The sequence below is a fragment of the Mycolicibacterium sp. 624 genome, assembly GCF_040548615.1.
Taxonomy (GTDB): domain Bacteria; phylum Actinomycetota; class Actinomycetes; order Mycobacteriales; family Mycobacteriaceae; genus Mycobacterium.
Map to the genome: position 1 here is coordinate 74,567 of NZ_JBEPRZ010000002.1, position 21,894 is coordinate 96,460.

The window sequence follows — 21,894 nt, forward strand, 5'->3', positions numbered from 1 at the left end:
GAGACCCGGCCCGGCGGTCGGCGCGTCGTCCAGTCACGCACGCAACTGTAGCGGCAGCGGAGAATCAGGCTTAACGACATGCCGATTGACCTGGCGTTTTCAGTTGTCTCACCAGCGCTGCGTCGGTCATGATCCAGCGCGGGAAGGTATGCGACAGTTACGGGATGCTCTGGGCCCTGGTGCGTCAGTTCGTCGCGCCGTACCGCGGTCTGCTCGCCGTCGTGGCGGTGCTGCAGATGGTGAGCGCTCTGGCATCGCTCTATCTGCCGACCATCAACGCCGCGATAATCGACGACGGGGTCGCCAAGGGTGACACCGCGCTCATCGTCGAACTCGGCGGCGTCATGCTCGGGGTCACCGCGCTGCAGGTGCTGTGTGCGGTCGGCGCGGTGTACTACGGATCACGCGCGGGCATGGGATTCGGCCGCGACCTGCGCGGCGCGATGTTCCACCACGTGACGGGACTGTCGGCCGAGGAGGCCGGCCGGTTCGGCACCGCCTCACTGCTCACCCGCACCACCAACGACGTCCAACAGATCCAGGTACTGGTGCAGATGACGTGCACCATGGTGATCACCGCGCCCATCACCAGCATCGGCGGTATCGCCATGGCGATTCACCAGGACGCCGGCCTGTCATGGCTGCTGCTGGTGAGCGTCCCCGTGCTGACACTGTCCAACTACTGGATCGTGTCGCGGTTGCTGCCGCTGTTCCGGCAGATGCAGCGGCTGATCGACGGCATCAACCGCGTTCTCCGCGACCAACTCTCCGGGATCCGGGTGATCCGCGCCTTCGGCCGCGAACCCGTCGAACAGGCCCGGTTCGGCCACGCCAACCAGGCACTGTCGGACACGGCCCTGACCGTGGGCCGCTGGCAGGCACTGATGATCCCGATCACCACCCTGGTGATCAACGTGTCCAGCGTGGCGTTGATCTGGTTCGGCGGCATGCGCATCGACGCCGGCCAGATGCAGGTCGGCTCGCTGATCGCCTTCCTGTCGTACTTCATGCAGATCCTGATGGCGGTCCTGCTGGTCACGGTCGTGCTGGCGATCCTGCCCCGCGCTGCGGTGTGCGCCGAACGGATCTCAGAGGTGTTGTCGACCACGACGGGCGTCACCAGCCCCGCCGATCCCCGACGCCCGTCGACGCTGCGGGGCGAACTCACCCTGACCGACGCGACGTTCCGCTTCCCCGGGGCCGATCGTCCGGTGCTGCAAGGTGTCTCGTTCACGGTCGAGCCGGGCACGACGACCGCGGTGGTGGGGTCGACGGGCTCGGGGAAGTCGACGCTGGTGTCGCTGCTGTGCCGACTGTTCGACGTGACCGGCGGGTCGGTGACGGTCGACGGCGTCGACGTGCGGGACTACGACACCGAGGTGCTGTGGTCGGCGGTCGGGCTGGTGCCGCAGCGGGGCTACCTGTTCTCCGGCACGGTGGCCGACAACCTGCGATTCGGCAAGTCCGACGCGACCGACGACGAGATGTGGGAGGCGCTGCGGGTGGCCTCGGCCGCCGACTTCGTCGCCGCCCACCCCGAGGGACTGGCGATGCCTGTCGCCCAGGGTGGCATCAACTTCTCGGGTGGGCAGCGGCAGCGCCTCGCGATCGCTCGCGCGGTGATCCGTCGACCCGCCATCTATCTGTTCGACGACGCGTTCTCCGCGCTCGACGTCCACACCGACGCCCGGGTCAGGGAGGCGCTGGGTGAGGTGTCGGTGGGAGCCACCGTCGTCGTGGTGTCCCAGCGCATCTCGACGGTCGCCACGGCCGATCAGATCATCGTTCTCGACGACGGCGTCGTCGTGGGTGTGGGCACACATGCGTCGCTGCTGGTCGACTGCCCCATCTACGCCGAGTTCGCCGACTCCCAGGCCATCGCTGTGGGAGACGCGCGATGACCCGTCCGATGCGCTCGGTGCTGACGACACCGAACGAACCCACCCGAGACTTCCGGGGAACGGCCGTCCGTCTGCTCAAGAGGCTCACGCCGCAACGCGGTCTGACCCTGACGGTGCTGTCGCTCGGCGTGGTCGGGGTCGCGATCGGCGTCATCGGCCCGCGCATCCTCGGACATGCCACCGACCTGCTGTTCAACGGTGTCATCGGTCGTCAACTGCCGGCAGGCATCACCAAGGAACAGGCCATCGAGGCCGCCAGGGCGCGCGGCGACACGACGTTCGCCGATCTGCTGTCGGGTATGAACGTCGTTCCCGGCCGGGGGGTGGACTTCGACGCGGTGGGGCGCACGCTGCTGCTCGCGCTCGGCCTGTACCTCGTCGCCGCGCTGCTGGTCTGGATTCAGGCGCGGCTGCTCAACGTGGCGGTGCAGCGCACCATGGTTTCGCTGCGCGCCGACGTCGAGGCCAAGGTGCACCGACTTCCGCTGTCCTACTTCGACACCCGGCAGCGTGGCGAGGTGCTGAGCCGGGTGACCAATGACGTCGACAACGTCCAGTCATCGCTGTCGATGACGATCAGCCAGCTGCTGACGTCGATCCTGACGATCGTCGCGGTGCTGGTGATGATGCTGACGATCTCACCGCTGCTGACACTCATCACGGTGGTGGTGGTGCCGCTGTCACTGTTTGCCACACGCGTCATCGCGCGGCGCTCGCAGCGGCTCTTCGTGGCGCAGTGGCGCAACACAGGCAGGCTCAACGCGCACATCGAGGAGACCTACAGCGGTTTCACCGTCGTCAAGACGTTCGGCCACCGGGCACTGGCCGAGGAGAGGTTCCGCGACCTCAACGACGACGTCTATCAGGCCGGCTTCGGCGCGCAGTTCCTGTCGGGCCTGGTCGCGCCGGTGACGGGCTTCATCGGCAACATCAGTTATGTGGCGGTGGCGGTGGTCGGCGGCCTGCAGGTGGCAACCGGCCAGATCACGCTCGGCAGTATTCAGGCCTTCATCCAGTACGTCCGGCAGTTCAATCAGCCGCTGACCCAGGTGGCGTCGATGTACAACACGATGCAGTCCGGAATCGCCAGCGCCGAACGGGTATTCGACCTGCTCGACGCCGATGAGGAGACACCCGACCCCACCGGGCCGACCGACGGCCGTCGCGGTGCCGGGCGCGTGGAGTTCGACCACATCGAGTTCGCCTACCGACCGGGCACGCCCGTGATCTCGGATCTGTCGCTGGTCGCCGAACCGGGCAGCACCGTCGCGATCGTGGGCCCCACCGGGGCGGGCAAGACGACGCTGGTGAACCTCCTGATGCGGTTCTACGAGGTCGACTCCGGGCGGATCCTGCTCGACGGTGTCGACATCGCGTCGCTGAGCCGGCGAGACCTGCGGTCCCGGATCGGGATGGTGCTGCAGGACACCTGGCTGTTCGGCGGCACGATCTACGACAACATCGCTTACGGCAAGCCCGACTGCACGCCCGACGAGGTGGTCGCCGCGGCGCGGGCCGCGCACGTCGACAGATTCGTGCACACGCTGCCCGACGGCTACGACACCGTCGTCAATGACGACGGCGGCAACATCAGCGCTGGGGAGAAGCAGCTGATCACGATCGCGCGGGCCGTCCTCGCCCAGCCGGACCTGCTGATCCTCGACGAGGCGACCAGTTCGGTGGACACCCGCACCGAGCTGCTCATTCAGCAGGCGATGGCCGAGTTGCGCCGTGATCGAACGAGTTTCATCATCGCGCACCGGCTCTCGACGATCCGGGACGCGGACCAGATCCTGGTGATGGAGGCGGGCCAGATCGTCGAGCGGGGCACGCACGCGGAACTGCTGGAACGCCACGGCGAGTACTGGGCCATGACCCGGGCCTGACGGTGTCGCCCCATGCGACTTCGGCGCGTTTTGGAGCGGTGAGCGCTCCAAAACGCGCCGAAAATCACTAGAGGTTCGGCCCCTCGGCACGTAGATCATCGACCGCGGTCATCGCCTCGCGCAGCTTGCCGAGCCATTCATCGGCATGCTCGCCGACGAGCCGCACCGACCACACCAGCGCGTCGGAACGTGACCGTGCCACGCCTGCGTCGACCAGGGTGTCGAGCACCTGACGCTCAGGCTGTTTGAGCCGGGTCATCACGGGAACCGCGATGTGGGTGAACAGGATTCGCTCCGGCGTGTCACCCGGACCGACCTCTACACCCCAGGCGACCTTGCGGCCGTACCGGGCCTCGGCCTCGTCGGCGATCCGCATACGCTCCGAGCGGGTCTCCTCGCGGAACCGGGCGGCCCGCCCGGAGGCCCGGGCCGGTGTCTCCTCGCCATCGGGTTCGGCGAGGCGACCGATGACGGTGATCTCCTCGCGGTCGACGACGACCGAGGGGTCCCCGTCGAACCATGCCTCCGGGAGACGCCCCGCGATCCAGTCTGCTGCGTCCCCCGCGTCGGGTTGTTCTGCCTGCTGCCAGCCTCCGGACCCGCTCGGGCGGCGGCGTCCGCTGTGATGATGTTGTCTCATGATTACATGATTACACCGTTACAAGCCGCGGAGGGCGCACTTCTCCCAGGGCGAACGCAGCGGTCGGGTCAGCGCCGCTTCATGCCCGCGTAGAGCAGGCCGGCGCCACCCAGAACGAGCGCGACCAGGAGCAGGCCCGCCCACGCCGCACTGCCGGTGAGCAGCCAGACCACGCCCACCACCAGCAGCGCCGGCGTGGTGAGGAACAGCACCATCCCGGGATGCTGTTTGATGACCGCGAGCGCACTCTGGGCGCGCACCGGGTCGATTTCGTTTCCCATCACGCAAGGATGCCAGGCCAAGAGCCCTTGCCATACTGTCTTTACGACATGTTCGACACCGTCCTGAAGGCGCGTTCGACACGGCGATCAATCCGAGGAGCGAACAATGACTGGACCAGGAGCTGGCAGCTGGCAGCCCGACCCCGAGGGCCGGTTCGACTATCGGTGGTGGGACGGCAGGCAGTGGAGCGATCAGGTCTCCCAGCAGGGGCAGGTCGGTACCGCACCGATGGGCGCCGCACCCCAGGCCGCCCAGGGCGGCCAACCCGCCGCGCAGCACGCGGAGCCCGCCGCACAACACGTCGCGCAGCATGCGGCGCAGCAGACCGACTACGCCGCACAGCAAGGCGGCCAGCAGTACTCGGCACCGCAGGCCACTGCCGTCGGCGGCGGCGATGGCTTCGCGGGGATCACGGGCGATCTGGTCGACGGTCGGTTCAGCGAGAAGGAATCGAAGCCGATCGCGAACCAGAACTCGAGAATGCTGAGGGTGCGACTCGGCGAGCCGTTCATGGCGCGGCAGGGATCGATGGTCGCCTATCAGGGCAACGTCGACTTCGCGTTCGAGGGTGGCGGCGCGGGCAAGTTCCTCAAGAAGGCATTCACCGGCGAGGGCCTGCCCCTCATGCGGTGCCAGGGCCAGGGCGACGTGTTCCTGGCCGAGCAGGCCCACGACGTACACCTGTTGAACCTCAACAACTCCGGCCTGTCAATTAGCGGTAAGAACGTACTCGCCTTCTCGTCGAGCCTCGACTGGAACATCGAGCGGGTCAAGGGCGGCAGCATCGCGACCGGCGGCCTGTTCAACACGACGCTACGAGGCACCGGCTGGGTGGCGCTGACCACCGACGGCCCGCCCGTCGTGCTCAATGCCGCCGAGGCGCCGACATTCGCCGACACCAACGCCGTCGTCGCATGGTCAGCGAATCTGCAGACCCAGCTGAAGACGAGCTTCAAGGCAGGCGCCCTGATCGGCCGCGGTTCCGGTGAGGCACTCCAGGTGAGTTTCCACGGACAGGGTTTCGTGATCGTGCAGCCCTCGGAGGGCCTCCAGATTCCGGTGCAGTAACCGATGCCGGGTCCCATATGGGGTACAGAGGTCCGCGTGGGTGCGTTCGGTGGCCACGATGGCCTGGTCTACGACCAGGGTCCGTCAACGTTTACCGACCTGTTGTCGGCGACGACCGTGTGGACCGATCGCACGTTTCTGGTGCACGGTGAGCGACGGATCTCCTTCCGCGCCTTTCGCAATGCCGTCGAGGCGGCCCGCCCGACGCTGACGTCGCTGGGCGTCGGGGCGGGTGACCGCGTCATGGTGTTCGGCTACAACAGCCCGGAGTGGATCGTCGCACTGTGGGCCACGTGGCGCTGCGGTGCCGTACCCGTGTTGGCCAACAGATGGTGGAGCTCCGCCGAGATCGACCATGCCGTCGACCTTCTGGCGCCGCGCCACGTGCTCGCCGACACCACGATGGCGGTCAACGCACCGTATAGCCCGCTGGCGGATCTGCGCGCAGCGTTCGACGCCCCGGCGGGCGAGACCGTGCCCGCACCCGACACCGACGGCGACGACCCCGCCCTCGTCCTGTTCACGTCGGGCAGCTCTGGGATGCCGAAAGCCGTTGAACTGTCGCGCCGCTCGGTGATCGGAAACCAGCACAACATCCTCGCACGCAATCGGCGATTCCCGCATCTGCTCGACGCCGAGTCGCCGCAGGCGGTCAGCCTGGCCACCACACCGATGTTTCATGTCGGCGGCCTGTCGAGCCTGCTGACGCACTTCCTCACCGGCGGCAAGATCGTCATGACCGAGGGCCGCTTCGACGCCGGCCAGATTCTGCGCCTCATCGAGCGCGAGGGCATTCAAATCTGGGGCGCGGTACCCACCATGGCCAGCCGGCTTCTCGCACACCCCGACTTCGAGTCCCACGACTTGAGCAGCCTGAAGTCCTGGCCGTTGGGCGGCGCACCCGTCACCACCGACCTACTCGACCGCATCCGGACCAAACTGCCCAACCTGCGCCAGCGCGGACTGAGCAACACCTGGGGCATGACCGAGGCCGGCGGGTTTCTCACCGCGGGCGATGCGCGTGACCTGGCCGCGTACCCGGGCACCGTCGGCCGCCCCTACCCCGTCGTCGAACTCCGCATCGCCGACCCCAACTCCGAGGGCGTGGGCGAGGTACTCGCGCGCTCCCCCACCGTGATGAACGGCTACGTGGGTGTCCCGGACGATGACACGGTCGATACCGAAGGATGGCTGCACACCGGCGACCTCGGGCACCTCAACGAGGACGGCTACCTCTTCATCGACGGCCGGAGCAAGGACGTCGTCATTCGCGGTGGCGAGAACATCGCCTGCCCGCACGTCGAGGCCGCGATCGCCACGCACCCCGCCGTCGTCGAGGTCGCCGCACTCGGAATCCAGCACCCAGACCTCGGAGAGGAACTCGTGGCGGTGGTCGTGCACCGTATCGATGCCGACCCTCCGACTGTCGATGAGCTGCAGCGACACGCGGCGGGCACGCTGTCGTACTTCGCGGTCCCGACCCGGTGGGAGATCCGCACAGCGCCGCTGCCCACGCTGGCCGGGGAGAAGGTCGACAAGAAGACGCTGGCCCGCGAGTTCGGCGCTAAGACCACTCCTTGAGCACGCGTTGCTTGTTCGCGTGGTTCATCGCTGCGCGCCGCAGACGCTTCAACTCCGGATAGAACACGTTGGCCTTGTTGGCCTCCTGGCCGTTGAGCGGCAGGTCGAGGGCAGCGATCAACTTCTCCTCGAGGAACCACGGCTCGGGGTGAACCACCCACGACACCAGGACGTTCTCGGCCATCCACTGGGTCAGGACGGCTTCTCCTCCGGCGAATGTGCGCCTGTCGCCATTGCCGATCCGACGCAGCTTGAAACCGAGTTCATCGGACAGCAGGATGCCCAGTGTCTTGCGCAGCGTCGACCCCTCGGCGTCGGCGTTTGCCGCGCCGAAGTGGTACTTCACGCGTTTGCGCAGATCCTGCGTGCTCGGCGGCTTCCCGCTCACCGGCGGGCGAGTTGGACTGATACCGACGTAGAGCAACGTCAGCCCATCGCGCTGCTGGCACCCCGATACGTCGATATCCGCGGGCACCGTGCGAAACCACCAGCCATTGACGCCGGGCGCGTCGGGCACCGGGCATGGATCGCTGAACACTTCCTCCCGTGTGTGCGGCCGGGCGGCAAGGAAGTCCGCGGGGCTGTTGGCGCTTCGCCCTTTAGGCATGCGCCCTCCGATCGTGTTCGTGGTGAATCCTGAACACCCAGCTTAGAGCGGCCCGACCCGAGAACTCCGGGCACCGCCTCGCTGGCCGTCAGCCTCGGCGAGCCGGCGGTCGGCGCGACAGGCATCCACTTTTTCCGGGGTCAGTCCAGATCACGATTGCGGAGGGATTACAGGTCCGTGTCAAATGCCAGCACACGACCCATGGACGGCATCTTTCCCAGGTGGTGCAGATTTGGCAAATTTTCCCTAACACAAACAATCACGCTGCTCCAGGTGACAACGGGCGACATCCCAGGTAACAATGGTGCAGCGTGTTCTGCACGCACGGGGGAAGCTTTAACCACGGGGAGGGTGGTAGGGGCGTGGAAACAACGCGGGGAAATGAAAAATTAGCAAACGTTAATAAAACGGAGGGTTTACCTTCCGGGCCGGCACCTCGGACGATGGACATCTGGAGGCAGCACGGACCCAGTGGTCAGCACAGCGTGGTTCCCACTCAACTGACCCCACGAGGTGCCCGTGACCTCGTCAGTTGGGACAAGCTGTCGACGGACGCAGGACGAGGGTTGGTGGGCTGGGGGCTGGCGGAGGACCGCGATCCCCTGCTCGATGCCCGCATTCTGATCATCGACGACTGCACGCTCTATCGCGAGAATCTCGTCAACACCTTCGTGGCGAACGGGATCGCCGCACCGAGCGTGGCGTGGGATCTGCCATCACTGGTCAACGAACTCAATGGCGCCACCCCGAGCATCGTCCTGCTGAGTATCGGAACTCGAGACAACCTGAAGCTGCTCCAGACGGCATTGCAGATCAGCCCTGCCGCTCGGGTCATCGTGCTGGGGGTGTCCGAGGACAACGAATCGGAGATAGTCGCCTGCGCCGAGGCGGGCGTGGCCGCCTACCACACTCGTACCGAGTCGCTCGACCACCTGCTCGGATTGATCCGCAAGATTGCTGCCGGCGAGTCGGCATGTTCACCTCGCGTCGCCGCGATTCTGCTGAACCGGCTATCAGCACTCGCCGCCGAACGCCAACCACCGCCGGCCAAGGAACTAGTTCTCACGGCCCGAGAGGCCCAGATCCTGAGGATGCTGGAAATCGGTCTCTCGAATCGGGATATCGCATCGCAGCTCTGCATCGCGGTTCACACCGTGAAGAACCACGTCCACAGCCTATTGAAGAAGCTGGGCGTGAGCACACGCGCCGAGGCGGCGGCACTCTCGAGGACCATTCGATACACCGACGATGACGACGGGAACTAGACCGGGGACTAGCGAAAAGTTCGCTCCGCTGGCCCATTTACGCCGAGCACACAGCGCCCGATAGTAAGTGAGTGTTCTCAAAGGTAGCCCGTAAGGCCGGACCCCCGTCGCCGCTGTCGGCGGATTGCATAGCAGCGGTAGCGAATTCGGATCACCGAGCGTTCGCTTTGCTCTGCGGTCCAGTCTCTCGACGAGACCCTTCGGTGCCGGTTGACTACCCGAGCGACAGCTGGTGGCAGGATTCTTGCGCCACGGGCGCACCGGCTGTGGACGGCACAGATGTCGCTGGGGGGCGGCTCGAAGCCGTTGTGCCGCTCCCGTTCCTGGTCCGAACTCTCGGCCCGACGCTCGGCCGCGATGTCGACAACGCCACGAACCTCGCAAAGGCCATCGCAGTGCAGTGATCTGAATAGAATTGGGGGGAATCAATGGACAAATGTCTATTGCCAAGCACCGACGCCAGATTGCGGTCAAATCATGGCTGACCGGAGCCCGGATGAATACAAGCACAACGGATACGACGACCGGCCGTCGCCAGCTCAGTTGGCGAGCGGGACGGTCGAAGTCAGGGTGGCAAAGCCCGCACCGACTACTGGTAGCCGACGGGCCAAGCGAACCCGCCCGACCTCCTCCCCACCGACCGTCAGCTTGGTCATCCCGGTTAGGAACGAGGCGCGAACCATCGCGTGCTTCCTCGAGCAGATCGCCGACGAAGTCAGCGAGATCATCCTGGTCGACGGAAACTCAACTGACGCAACACTGATCACCGCCTGCAGCGCCCGCCCGGACATCAAGGTGATATCCCAGGAGGGCGTCGGCAAGGGCAGTGCGCTCAGGACCGGCTTCCTGGCCGCCTCCAGCGACGTCATCGTGGTGATGGACGCCGACGGAAGTATGGCGCCGCAAGAGATTCGGCACTATCTGCACTTTCTCACCAATGGATATGACTTCGTCAAGGGTTCACGGTTCATCGTGGGCGGCGGGTCGTTGGACAGCACACATTCCGGTCGGCTCGGCAATCGGTTCGTGCTGACCGTGTTCAACACCCTCTACGACACCAATCTCACCGATCTGACCTACGGCTTCTGCGCATTTCACCGCCGCTATTTGGATCTCCTCTCGCTCAGGGCGACCGGATTGGAGATCGAGGCGGAAATGGCCGTCCGGGCGGTGCAGGTCGGTCTGCGGGTCGTGGAGGTACCAAGTCTGGAGATGTCACGGAGGTCAGGAAAGTCGAACCTCCATGCCATCCGCAATGGCATCAGGGTGTTGCGCACCGTCGTACGCAGTCACCATTCCGAAGTGTTGGGACCCGTCATGCCGCCGCCACCGAAAAGCACTGGCGCCCAACAGCTCGCACGAACCTCGCCCAGATGATCAGACACAAGAAGAGTCGATCCTCGTCAATCGACGGAACCTATCCCATGCCCATTGATTTCGCCCGAACAGGAGGTTGACCGCAATGCGCGCACCCGTCACCAGCGCCACCGGATTCGTCGGATCCGCCTTGGCCGACCATGTCTTGGCCAACGGGCATCATAGGGAAGCGGATCGTTCCGGACACGAGGCCTCTCCCGACTCCGATTTCGTCGGCGACGTGGTTACGGATTTTGTCGCCGCTGCGCGGGACTTTCCACACCGCCCCGCCATCGTGCACGACGGCGCCGCAATCACCTATCACGACCTCGCAGAGCGGGTCCGTCTCACGGCATCGCGCTACAGAGCACGTCATATCGCCGCCGATGGCCCATCCAAACTGATCGGTGCCGTGGTCTCGCACACACCCGCAGTGGCAGAGCACCTGCTTGGGATACTGCAGGCAGGTGCCACGTACTGCCCCGTCGACGCCGCGCTTCCAGCCGCCCGCCAACAGGCCATCGGCGCAGTACTCGGGCTGGAGCATTTGACCGCAGTAGCCGCTGACCCGCTCGAACCAACGGACCTGGGGGTCGAGACCCTCGACGGGGATCCCGGATCTGCGGACGAAGCACTGCCCCAGTCCATCTGGCAGCGGACCGATCCCGCCTACATATTGTGCACATCCGGTTCCACTGGAGCACCCAAGCCGGTGGTGGTCTCGCGGCACGCCCTCACCGTCACAGTGCGTGCGCTGCGCCACCTCTTCGCGCTGACCCCCGATGACCGTGTGCTCCAATTCGCCTCGCTTGGCTGGGACACCTGCCTGGAGGAGATTCTGCCCGCGCTGACTGCCGGCGCGACTCTTGTTTTCGACAAGGAGGCCCACTCCGGCTCGTTCCCGCGCTTCGTCCGGATGCTGGAGGAACGGGAAGTCACCGTCCTCGACCTGCCGACAGCGTTCTGGCACGAACTGGTCTACTTCCTAGACGAGGGGCACACGGCACTTCCAGACAGCGTCCGGCTGGTGGTGATCGGCGGCGAGCGGGTTGATCCAACCCGCTTGCGGCAGTGGCGTGATCTCGACACCGGCCAAGTCAGCTTGCTCAACACCTACGGCTGCACCGAAACCACCATGATCACCCATGCGGTGCAACTGGCCGGCCCCGGCATCGAACCTGAGGCCACTTCCACCGATGCCGAGGCACCAATCGGGCGTCCGCTCCCCCACGTGCTCGATCACGTCACCGATGAGGGTGAGCTGCTGGTGGCGGGGCCCGCCCTGGCCACTGAATACCTCGACCTGACGGACATCACCGCCGCCGCATTCCCGGTCGCAGACCACGGATTCGGGCCGACTCGGTGGTTTCGCACCGGTGACTTGGTCACCCGCGGCGAGGACGGTCTGCTGCACTCACGCGGCCGTGCTGACGAACAGGTGAAGGTCGCTGGTGTGCGCGTACATCCGGCCGAGGTCGAGGTGCAGTTGAACACCCATCCCGCCGTCACGGGAGCCGTCGTGTTGGGCGAACGCGTACTCGGGCGTACGGCATTGACGGCATACATCGTGGCGACCGAGCCGACCACGCCCGCTGATCTGAAGCGCTACCTACGTGAGCGCCTACCCAGTCAATTCGTACCCACGCAGGTGAAATTCGTTACTGCGCTGACCTACACGTCCACCGGAAAAGTTGATCGTGCAGCAACCCAGCGTGCTGCAGCGGATTACGACAGCAAAGGAACAAGCCAATGAGCGCAGGCCACATCGTCCAGATCTTCCGCAGGGTCCTCGACACCATTGACGTGACTCCGCACTCCGACTTCTTCGACCTCGGCGGCGACTCTCTGCTGGCCACCCGGGTGCTCAGTGCGATCGCACGGGACTTCGGAACAGAGCTGTCATGGGAGGACTTCATCGAAGACCCCTCTGCAGCTGGGTTGTTCGACAAAGTTGCGGCCGGGGTGTCATGAACGGGCAAGCGATGCGTGTCATCGTCGTTGGTGCTGGCCTGTCCGGGCTCACAGCAGCTGTCGACTTGGCCGCGGCGGGCGCGGAGGTGACCGTGCTGGAGGCACGTGATCGGGTGGGCGGCCGGATGCACGGCATCCCGATATCAGAGGATGTCGTCGCCGACGGGGGTGCCGCCTATCTGGGGGTGCGGCACACCGAACTGCTCGCACTCATACGGGAGCATGGACTTGGCCTGGCCTCGACAGCGATGGTCGGGGACAGCACGTTCCTGCTGTCGGGCCATCGGACCACAACCGCGAGTCGCGTGCCGCCGCTGGACGCAGTCGCGCTCGGCGACCTGTTCGATCGGCTTGAGGACCTCGTCGCGCAGCTCCGGCCGGATGCACCTTGGCAAGGCCGGGGTGCGGAGCGCCTCGACCGACTGACTGCCGCGCGCTGGCTAGCCGACGAGGTCGAGCATCCGGACGCGCGGACCTTCTTCCCGCTGTTCATTGGCGAGATGATGGCAGCCGATCCTGCCGCGATCTCCGTTCTGCACATGGCCTTCTATCTGCGGTCTGGCGGTGGGATCCGCTATCTCAACGCCTTCGAGGGCGGCGCCCAGCAGTGGCGGATCGATGGCGGCGCACATCTGCTGACTCAGGCACTCGCTGAACGGCTCGGTGGACGAGTGCGGTTGGCACATCCGGTATCTGCGATCGACCAGAACGCCGATGAGGTGATCGTGCATTGCCCTTCGACCACCGGCGGCGACGCCTCGCAGTATCGCGCCGACCGAGTGGTCGTCGCCGTGCCACCACTGTTGGCGCAGCAAATCGAGTTTCGGCCTGCGCTGCGCACGCCACGAGCGACACCGGCCACTGGCCGGGGCTGCGCAGTCAAGGTCCACCTTGGCTATCCGGCACCGATCTGGCGTGAGCGTGGGTTGTCAGGATGGTCGGTGAGCGCAAACGGGCCGCTGCTGTCCACGGTCGACGACTCTCCCGCGGATGAATCTGCGGGTGTACTCACGGGATTCGTCACCGGCGCAGCGGCGTCAGCCTTCTCCGCGCAGTCGCCGAGCCAGCAGAGGGAGGCGGTGCGGAACCACATCCGCCAACTCTTTCCTGAGCTGCCGTCGCCGACGCAGTGCACGGTGACTGACTGGTTGGCGGAGAAGTACAGCAGGGGATGCTATGCCGCCCTGTTCGGACCCGGCGACTGGTTGCGGCTGGGACCGACGCTCACCGAACCCCATGGCCGCGTTCATTGGGCGGGGACCGAAACCAGCCTGGAGTTCTTTGGGCTGATGGAGGGTGCGATTCGGTCAGGTCGACGTGTCGCGACCGAATTGATCCAGGGCGCCGAACCGGCGACCACTTCGCGAAAGGTTCTGGTCCGATGACGACACTCAGTGAATCCGGACAGGCCGGCTTCACTGCCGTCGCCGACCAGCCGTATAGCTATGTGCGCAGCGAGTTGTCCGAGCCGGACTGGCGACGATACCCAGGCTGGGCGGCTGTCACCGAATCTGATTGGCGAGATCCGCAGTGGCAGCGCGCGCACTCGATCAAGAACATCGGTCAGCTGCGAGCCGTGGTGGGGGAACTTCTCGACGAGCGGTTCTATGCCGATCTGGCCGACGATCAGCAGCAGCAGGCGACCATGTCCATGTTGCTGCCGCCCCAGATGCTGAACACCATTGCGCCACATGTCATACCGGGACGCCGCAGCCTCACCGAGGCGTTCTATGCGGATCCGATTCGGCGCTACATGCTGCCGGTGCTCAGCGATCGCGAACCGACATGGGGCTCACACCCTTACGCCGAGCGAGACTCGCTGCACGAGAGCGATATGTGGGTAGTCGAGGGGCTAACACATCGATACCCCACCAAGGTTCTCGCCGAGATGCTGTCGACGTGTCCTCAGTACTGCGGCCACTGCACCCGAATGGATCTGATCGGCAATTCCACACCAACGGTCAGCAAGTCCAAGCTGACGCTGCGGCCGGCCGACCGGCAGGACCGAATTCTGGACTACCTCCGATCCACACCGACGGTCCGTGATGTGGTCGTTTCCGGTGGTGATGTGGCCAACGTCCCTTGGCCCCGGCTGGAATCGTTTGTCATGCAGCTGCTCGATATCGACACCATCCGAGATATCCGATTGGCGACCAAGGCGCTGGCCGCGCTGCCGCAGCACTGGCTCCAGTCGAACGTGGTCGAAGGCGTCAACCGGGTGTCACACATTGCCGCGGCTCGCGGGGTGAACCTGGCGCTGCACACCCACATCAACCATGTCCAGTCGGTGACGCCGCTGGTGGCGGAGGCGGCCCGGGCCCTGCTCGGCGCCGGGCTGCGCGACGTGCGCAACCAGGGAGTGCTGATGCGGGGGGTGAACGCCACTGCCGACGACCTACTCGACCTGTGCTTCGCACTTCAGGGAGAGGCAAACATCCTGCCGTACTACTTCTACATGTGCGACATGATCCCCAACTCCGAACACTGGCGCACCCCACTGTGGCAAGCCCAGCAGTTGCAGTTGTCGATCATGGGGTATCTGCCCGGTTTCGCGACGCCGCGGATCGTCTGCGACGTTCCCTTCGTTGGCAAACGCTGGGTCCATCAGGTGGCCCGCTACGACCGGAACCTCGGCATCTCCTACTGGAACAAGAACTACCGCACGGTATTGGACGGCGCGGATAGCGATGTCCTGAACCGCGTTTACCCGTTCTACGACCCTATCGACAGCCTGCCCGCATCGGGGCAAGCGTGGTGGCGAGAAGCACGCGACTGTGCCAGTGACACAGAAGCTTCGGCCGGATGACGTCGATGAACGCACCGCAACGCACGAGACGGCACTCAGCAGCCCAGGCGCTGGCTAGAGGCAACCGGGCTGGTCTGCGCGAGCAGCTTCCCATATGGACGACTGTCGGCCCGCTGGTCCGATTCAGCCTGCCTGAACGCCGCACACGCGGCGACGGCATTCTCGCCGCGGAATTCGTGGGATTGGAGTAGAACGATGCAACAGACCGAGATGCAGATCAGACCCGTCGGCCTTCGCTCCACCAATGGGAACGGACATCCGACAGCTGTTGACCACACAGTCACAGTCCCATCGCCACCTGAAGTGGCCAACAGTCGCGTTGCAGCTGCCGCGCAAAGACTCATACCGAGCGAGGTATTCGCACGCACCACTTGGCAACGGCGATACGCGGCCCAGTTGCGGCTGACTGACACCTTGGTTGTCTGCATGGGTGTGGTTCTGGCACAGTACATCCGGTTTGGAACACCCGGAACAGCAGCGGGCGACTTCAAGTACCTCGTACCGGGCTTCTCCGTCGTTTTCATCGTCGTGTGGCTTTTTGCCCTTGCCGCATTCCACACTCGGTCCCCAAGAGTCATCGGCTCGGGTATCGAGGAGTATCGGCGGGTTATCGCCGCATCCTTCTGGACCTTCGGAGCGATCGCGATCGTCACGCTGCTCCTCAAGGTCGACGTCGTGCGTGGCTATCTGGCGGTCGCGCTTCCGGCGGGGATTCTCGGTCTGCTGCTGAGCAGGCTGTTCTGGCGTGGCCATATGGCGCGCAAGCGGGCGGAAGGCGGCTACCAGACCGCTGTGCTGGCCATCGGTGAACCCGACGCAGTGCAGAACCTGGCGAACGAGTTGACCCAGAATGCGGTGGACGGCTACCGCGTAGTGGGAGTCGGCGTGCCGGGATATGGCCCTCCGCGGGGCGAACGGATCACCGTGAACGGCGCGGACATCCCGATCATCGGCGGGGAGGCCCAGGTGTTGGACGCGATCCGTACCTGTGGCGCGGACACCGTCGCCATCGCTGGAACGGAGCACTTCGGTGTCCAGGGCATCCGAAGACTGATTTGGGATCTCGAGCCGCTTGGAGTTGACCTCGTCGTCTCGACTGGCGTGATGGACGTAGCGCTATCCCGTCTGGTGATGCGTCCGATCGCCGGCCTTCCGTTGTTGCACATAGAGAAACCTCAGTATCTCGGCGCACAGCGATTCCAGAAACGGGCGTTTGACATCTGCTTCGCCTCGGCCGCTCTCATCGGGACGCTGCCGTTGCTGATTGGCACCGCCATTGCGATCAAGATCGGCAGCCGGGGCCCCATCTTCTATTCGTCCGAACGGATAGGCATCGACGGGAAGCCGTTCTCGATGATGAAGTTCCGCACCATGGTCAAGGACGCCGACAAGCAGTTGGCAAGTCTGTTGAGCGCCAACGAAAGTGACGGCCTGCTCTTCAAGATCCGTGACGATCCGCGCATCACCTCGGTGGGCCGGTTCCTACGGCGGTTCAGTATCGACGAGATGCCCCAGTTCCTCAACGTGCTACGCGGGGAGATGAGCGTCGTCGGTCCCCGGCCACCGTTACGACGCGAGGTGGAGGCATACGACTGCGATCTGGTGCGTCGGCTGTTGGTGAAGCCAGGCGTAACAGGGTTGTGGCAGGTGAGCGGCCGGTCCGATCTCTCCTGGGAAAGGTCCGTTCGCCTGGATCTCTCGTACGTCGACAACTGGTCGATGACTCAGGACGTCTTGCTCATCGCCAAGACGTTGCGAGCAGTGTTCCGACGTTCCGGCGCGTACTGAGGTTGTCATGGACGATCAGCCATCAGTCACGGTCCTTGGCATCAACTATGCCCCCGAACCCTTTGGCATTGCGCCATATACGACTGGCCTGTGCCGGGGCCTGGCAAGCAGAGGCTATCGGGTCAATGTCGTCACCGGAATGCCTCACTACCCGGAGTGGCGGGTGCCGGCTGAGTATCGTTGGAAATGGACATCGCTGGAGACGATGGACGGCGTATCCATCAAGCGGGTTCGCCACTCCGTTCCAAAACGAGCGTCGAACCTACGCCGCCTTCTCATGGAGGCGACCTTCGGCGCCCGCGGCGTCGCATCGCGGTGGCACGAGCCCGACGTCGTTATCTGCACCACGCCGGCACTTATCTCGACGGCCGCTCAATGTCTGCGCCGCCGCGTGTCCGTCGGGCGCCGTCCGGTACTCGGCGTCTGGGTTCAGGATCTCTACTCAGTCGGCGTGAGTGAAACGCAGGATCCGGGATCCGCCGCGGCCAGGTTTGCCAGCAAGCTGGAGAGCTGGGTCATGCGGGAGGCCGATGGCATCGTGGTGGCGCACAGCCAGTTCCGCAGTCAGCTGGTACAGAGGCTCCAGGCAGACCCTGCCAAGATCACGACGATCAGGAACTGGACTCACGTTGAGTCCACTGACGAAAGCGATCGAGCCGCAAGTCGCGGACGCCTCGGTTGGGCAGACAACGAAACGGTAGTTCTGCACGCCGGAAACATGGGCGTGAAACAGGGCCTCGAGAACGTGATCCGCGCCGCTCAGGTCGCAGACAACGACAACCTGAACCTGCGGTTCGTGCTCATGGGCGATGGGAATCAGCGATGCACGCTCGAGGCGATGGCACGTCAAACACATCATCTGGAGATCCGAGACCCACTTCCGCAGGGCGACTACGTGGCTGCATTGAAGGCCGCTGACATCCTGCTCGTGAACGAGAAGCCCGGCGTCTCGGAGATGTCGATACCAAGCAAGCTCACCTCGTACTTCCAGAGTGGCACGCCTGTGGTGGCTGCCGTCGGTTCGGACAGCAACGCAGCACAGGAGATCCGGCGCTCCAGAGCCGGGATCGTGGTCGACGGAGGGGACCCGGTATGCCTCATTGAGGCGGCCGCATCGCTCGGCAGAGATGCCAGTCTTCGGAAGCAGCTGGGGGCGAACGGAATCGAGTACGCGGCAGCCGAACTGAGCGAGGCGGCGTCAATAGACAAGTTCGACCACTGGATTCAGCGCATGCTGGCGACGCAGAAGACATGAGGGAGTGGGCATGCCCGAGATCCGTGGGATTCCCGAGATGGATATGAACATTCACTTCAGACAGTCGAATCACAAGGGGGAGAATATGAGCAAGGTGGCACTGATAACCGGGATCACCGGACAGGACGGGTCGTATCTGGCCGAGTTGTTGCTAGCCAAGGGCTATGAAGTTCACGGCCTGATCAGGCGGGCATCGACATTCAACACGGTCCGGGTCGAGCATATCTACCAGGACCCGCACCTCCCCGACACCAGGCTGTTCCTGCACTACGGTGACATGTCCGACGGTGCCCGGCTGTCGATGCTGTTGAGCAAGATCAATCCCGACGAGGTCTACAATCTCGCAGCACAATCGCACGTGCGGGTGTCGTTCGATGAGCCGGAGCACACGGGAAGCGTGACGGGTGTGGGCTGCGTCCGACTACTGGAAGCGGTTCGACAGGCGGGACTGTCGTGCCGGTACTACCAAGCGTCGAGTTCTGAGATGTTCGGCGCCTCCCCTCCCCCGCAAAGTGAGACCACACCGTTCTACCCGAGGTCCCCATACGGCGCCGCGAAGGTCTACTCCTATTGGGTAACCAAGAATTACCGCGAAGCCTACGGAATGTTCGCAGTTAACGGGATCCTGTTCAATCACGAGTCACCCCGACGCGGTGAGACCTTCGTGACCAGGAAGATCACGCGAGCCGTCGCTCGGATCAAGGCCGGCATGCAAGACGAACTGTTCCTCGGCAATCTAGATGCCGTGCGTGACTGGGGATATGCGCCCGAGTTCGTGGAAGGTATGTGGCGCATGCTCCAGGCCGACGAGCCCGACGACTACGTTCTGGCGACTGGCCAGGGGCATACCGTACGGGAGTTCGTCCGAATCGCATTCGCTCGAGCGGGGCTGAACTGGGAGGACCACGTCAGGTTCGACCAGAACTATGTGCGACCCACTGAGGTGGACGCGCTTATCGGGGATGCCTCCAAGGCTGCCCGATTGCTGCACTGGAAGGCGGAGGTGTCCGGGCCCGATCTCGCCGCAATCATGGTGGACGCGGACATCGCGGCGCTGCGGTGCGCGGGAAGCCCGTGGGTCGACAAACCGGCACTGGTCGGCTGGGAATAGCACAGCGAGCCGAACCCGACATGTGCAGTCGCGCTGATCACGTCGCGAACACCAAAGCCTCTACAGACCAGATGAAGGGAGACCCCAAATGAGCACAGTGGCTGAGCACAACTCACCTCAACTCTCCGGGCACAACCCCGAACCGGGCAACCAGTTCGCCCTCGATGGCTTCACCGGACGCGGATACAGCCGCGGCCGCGGGGTGCCGATTCAGGTCCTGTGGCTAATGTCGCGCGGATTGTTGATGAAGTGGTGGTGCCCAAACAAGATCCGCATCGGGGTTCTCCGACTCTTCGGCGCCAGAATCGCTGCAGGAGTGATAGTTCGGCACCAGGTGAAGATCCATTGGCCCTGGAAGTTGACGGTCGGGCACAACTCCTGGATCGGTGAGGAGACCTGGATCCTCAACCTCGAAGAGGTGACAATCGGATCAAACACGTGCATTTCGCAGGGAGCGCTGTTGTGCACCGGCAGTCACGACCGGAGAAGTCCCACCTTCGAGTTCGACAACGCGCCGATCGTCATCGGAGATTCGGTATGGGTCGCGGCGCGGGCGACTGTGCTGCGAGGTGTTCGCATAGGAGACGGCGCGACGGTAGGGGCAACGGCGATTGTGACCCATGACCTTCCCGGCGGAGCCACTGTGCTGGCGGCTGAGCCGCGAGCACAGTGGCGCCACCGCCGTTCTGATGATGGGAACACTGATGCAGACTGATTCCGTCATCTACGTCGCCGGCCACCGCGGCATGGTCGGTTCCGCAATTACACGCCGGCTGCGCGACGCGGGCTACCGGAATGTCCTGACCCGCACACACGAGGAACTTCCTCTCGACGACGCTGCGGCAGTCGAGGAGTTCTTCGCCTCACAGAAACCCGAGTACGTCGTCCTCGCGGCCGCGAAAGTTGGTGGAATCATCGCCAACTCGACTCAGGGCGCCGACTTCATCCGTGAGAACCTCAAGATTCAGACGAATGTCATCGACGCTGCGTACCGCTATGGCACACAGAAGTTCATGTTCCTGGGCTCGAGCTGCATCTATCCCAAGTACGCTCGACAGCCGATCGTTGAGGAGGCGCTCCTCACCGGTCCGCTGGAGGAGACCAATCTGCCGTACGCGATCGCGAAGATCGCCGGTATCACGATGGCCGACGCATACGCGAAGCAATACGGGTTCAACGCATTCGCAGTTATGCCCTCCAATGTGTACGGCATGGGAGACAACTTCCATCCGGAGAATTCACATGTGGTCGCGGGTTTGATGCGTCGATTCCACGAGGCCAAGCTGTCGAACCTGCCCGAGGTGGTCGTGTGGGGAACCGGCTCGCCGCTGCGAGAACTGATCGACGCCGACGACCTCGCCGACGCGTGTGTCTTCCTGCTGCGGGGTTACAACGACAGAGGAATCATCAATGTCGGTTCCGGACAAGAGATCACAATCCGAGACCTTGCACTGTTGATGAAATCTGTCGTGGGCTTCGAGGGTGAGGTGACGTTCGACTCAATGCGGCCGGATGGGACTCCGCGCAAGATCATGGACAGCAGCAAACTGGCGGCACTCGGATGGCGGCCCACCCTCACCATCGAGGCTGGATTGAAGAAGATGTACGCGTGGTTCACCGAGTCACAGTCTGACGACCGTTGTGTGGGGGGAACACAATGAAGGCAATCGAATTGCTGGTCTGGCTTCTACCCGGCCACGCGCTGAAGAACAAGCTGTTGCGGCTGTTCGGCCACGACGTCTCCCGGTCTGCACGCATCGGCCCCGTACTGGTGTTGAACGTCGACCGTGCCGTCATCGGCGAGGGCGTAACGATCGCCGCACTGAACATATTTCGGTCTCTTCGACTCCTGGAGATGGGCGATGGAGCCACGATGGGCTCCTTCAACATGATCTCCGCGCACCCGGCGTACCAAGCGTTGCACCCGGATGTCGGAAGCCTGACCATGGGCGACGGCGCAACCATCACCAGTCGACACAATGTCGACTGTTCCGGGATAGTCCGGATCGGCGCCATGTCCGCTATCGCAGGCCAGCGGACCACGATTCTGAGCCACGAGATCGACATAACGATGAACGTGCAATCCGCGGGACGGGTCATCATTGGTGAGCGGTCGGCGGTGCTGACCAACTGTCTGGTGCTGAAGGGCGCCATCTTGCCGAGATACTCGCTGCTGACCGCGAACTCGATGCTGATCAGGACTAGAGAACTCGATCCGGCTCCGGGTATCTACGGAGGATCTCCCGCCCAGTTCATCAGGTCCAATCCCCCGGATGATGGTGAGAGTTGGTTCGAGCGTGCGGAGACCAGGACGACCAAACTGAGGATCGACCTTCCGCGTGGCGAGCTACGCACAGTGGTCTCGGGGATCGGTTGA

19 protein-coding genes are annotated in these 21,894 nt (G+C 64.2%); 16 read left to right on the top strand and 3 right to left on the bottom strand.

Features of this window, described 5'->3' with window-relative positions; genetic code table 11:
- The first annotated feature begins 164 nt into the window (after positions 1–164).
- Together ABIA65_RS07515 and ABIA65_RS07520 are read left to right on the top strand one after the other, a co-directional pair.
- Entirely contained in the window at positions 165–1,901 is a 1,737-nt protein-coding gene (locus tag ABIA65_RS07515; RefSeq protein ID WP_354523146.1) for an ABC transporter ATP-binding protein, read from the top strand.
- Positions 1,898–3,787 carry an ABC transporter ATP-binding protein gene (locus tag ABIA65_RS07520; protein ID WP_354523147.1) on the top strand — a complete coding sequence of 630 codons (1,890 nt, stop codon included), beginning with the start codon at positions 1,898–1,900 and terminating at the stop codon, positions 3,785–3,787. The genes ABIA65_RS07515 and ABIA65_RS07520 overlap by 4 nt, the downstream gene beginning before the upstream one ends.
- Positions 3,788–3,854: 67 nt before the next feature.
- On the opposite strand, the gene abmR is transcribed toward ABIA65_RS07520, so the two are convergent.
- Together abmR and ABIA65_RS07530 are read right to left on the bottom strand one after the other, a co-directional pair.
- Positions 3,855–4,427, bottom strand: coding sequence for an ATP-binding transcription factor AbmR (abmR, locus tag ABIA65_RS07525; RefSeq protein ID WP_354523148.1), 573 nt, complete (start codon positions 4,425–4,427; stop codon positions 3,855–3,857).
- A 68-nt stretch (positions 4,428–4,495) separates the two neighbouring features.
- The gene (locus ABIA65_RS07530) at positions 4,496–4,708 is read right to left on the bottom strand and encodes a hypothetical protein (RefSeq protein WP_241403903.1); all 213 of its coding nucleotides are present in this window, start codon (positions 4,706–4,708) and stop codon (positions 4,496–4,498) included.
- 106 nt (positions 4,709–4,814) lie between these two features.
- Here ABIA65_RS07530 and ABIA65_RS07535 point away from each other — a divergent pair, with 106 nt between their 5' ends.
- Together ABIA65_RS07535 and ABIA65_RS07540 are read left to right on the top strand one after the other, a co-directional pair.
- Positions 4,815–5,777: an AIM24 family protein gene (locus tag ABIA65_RS07535; RefSeq protein WP_354523149.1), complete on the top strand. Its 963-nt coding sequence runs from the start codon at positions 4,815–4,817 to the stop codon at positions 5,775–5,777.
- A 36-nt stretch (positions 5,778–5,813) separates the two neighbouring features.
- Positions 5,814–7,358 (top strand): class I adenylate-forming enzyme family protein, encoded by a 1,545-nt coding sequence (locus tag ABIA65_RS07540; protein ID WP_354523150.1) that lies wholly within the window; start codon positions 5,814–5,816, stop codon positions 7,356–7,358.
- On the opposite strand, the gene ABIA65_RS07545 is transcribed toward ABIA65_RS07540, so the two are convergent.
- Entirely contained in the window at positions 7,342–7,965 is a 624-nt protein-coding gene (locus ABIA65_RS07545; protein WP_354523152.1) for a GIY-YIG nuclease family protein, read from the bottom strand. The two genes, ABIA65_RS07540 and ABIA65_RS07545, sit on opposite strands and share 17 nt — an antisense overlap.
- Positions 7,966–8,408: 443 nt before the next feature.
- Between ABIA65_RS07545 and ABIA65_RS07550 the strand changes: the two genes are divergently transcribed.
- The 12 genes from ABIA65_RS07550 to ABIA65_RS07605 all read left to right on the top strand — a co-directional run bounded on the left by ABIA65_RS07550 (position 8,409) and on the right by ABIA65_RS07605 (position 21,894).
- Positions 8,409–9,230 (top strand): LuxR C-terminal-related transcriptional regulator, encoded by an 822-nt coding sequence (locus tag ABIA65_RS07550; RefSeq protein ID WP_241403899.1) that lies wholly within the window; start codon positions 8,409–8,411, stop codon positions 9,228–9,230.
- Between the two features lie 477 nt (positions 9,231–9,707).
- Positions 9,708–10,607: a glycosyltransferase family 2 protein gene (locus ABIA65_RS07555; protein WP_241403897.1), complete on the top strand. Its 900-nt coding sequence runs from the start codon at positions 9,708–9,710 to the stop codon at positions 10,605–10,607.
- Positions 10,608–10,692: 85 nt separating this feature from the next.
- Positions 10,693–12,339 carry an AMP-binding protein gene (locus tag ABIA65_RS07560; protein WP_354523153.1) on the top strand — a complete coding sequence of 549 codons (1,647 nt, stop codon included), beginning with the start codon at positions 10,693–10,695 and terminating at the stop codon, positions 12,337–12,339.
- Positions 12,336–12,557 carry an acyl carrier protein gene (locus ABIA65_RS07565; RefSeq protein WP_241403895.1) on the top strand — a complete coding sequence of 74 codons (222 nt, stop codon included), beginning with the start codon at positions 12,336–12,338 and terminating at the stop codon, positions 12,555–12,557. The genes ABIA65_RS07560 and ABIA65_RS07565 overlap by 4 nt, the downstream gene beginning before the upstream one ends.
- Positions 12,554–13,942 carry a flavin monoamine oxidase family protein gene (locus ABIA65_RS07570; RefSeq protein ID WP_354523154.1) on the top strand — a complete coding sequence of 463 codons (1,389 nt, stop codon included), beginning with the start codon at positions 12,554–12,556 and terminating at the stop codon, positions 13,940–13,942. The genes ABIA65_RS07565 and ABIA65_RS07570 overlap by 4 nt, the downstream gene beginning before the upstream one ends.
- Positions 13,939–15,363, top strand: coding sequence for a KamA family radical SAM protein (locus ABIA65_RS07575; protein WP_354523155.1), 1,425 nt, complete (start codon positions 13,939–13,941; stop codon positions 15,361–15,363). Before ABIA65_RS07570 ends, ABIA65_RS07575 begins: the two co-directional genes overlap by 4 nt.
- A 210-nt stretch (positions 15,364–15,573) precedes the next feature.
- Positions 15,574–17,151, top strand: coding sequence for a sugar transferase (locus ABIA65_RS07580; RefSeq protein ID WP_502919552.1), 1,578 nt, complete (start codon positions 15,574–15,576; stop codon positions 17,149–17,151).
- 7 nt (positions 17,152–17,158) lie between these two features.
- A complete protein-coding gene (locus ABIA65_RS07585) occupies positions 17,159–18,406 on the top strand; it encodes a glycosyltransferase (RefSeq protein WP_354523156.1) in 1,248 nt (415 codons plus the stop codon).
- A gap of 85 nt (positions 18,407–18,491) precedes the next feature.
- Positions 18,492–19,517 (top strand): GDP-mannose 4,6-dehydratase, encoded by a 1,026-nt coding sequence (gene gmd / locus ABIA65_RS07590; protein ID WP_241403891.1) that lies wholly within the window; start codon positions 18,492–18,494, stop codon positions 19,515–19,517.
- Between the two features lie 88 nt (positions 19,518–19,605).
- Complete coding sequence (locus ABIA65_RS07595) at positions 19,606–20,232, top strand: DapH/DapD/GlmU-related protein (RefSeq protein WP_241403890.1); 627 nt, start codon at positions 19,606–19,608, stop codon at positions 20,230–20,232.
- Complete coding sequence (locus ABIA65_RS07600; protein WP_241403889.1) at positions 20,222–21,178, top strand: GDP-L-fucose synthase family protein; 957 nt, start codon at positions 20,222–20,224, stop codon at positions 21,176–21,178. Before ABIA65_RS07595 ends, ABIA65_RS07600 begins: the two co-directional genes overlap by 11 nt.
- The gene (locus ABIA65_RS07605) at positions 21,175–21,894 is read left to right on the top strand and encodes an acyltransferase (RefSeq protein WP_241403888.1); all 720 of its coding nucleotides are present in this window, start codon (positions 21,175–21,177) and stop codon (positions 21,892–21,894) included. Before ABIA65_RS07600 ends, ABIA65_RS07605 begins: the two co-directional genes overlap by 4 nt.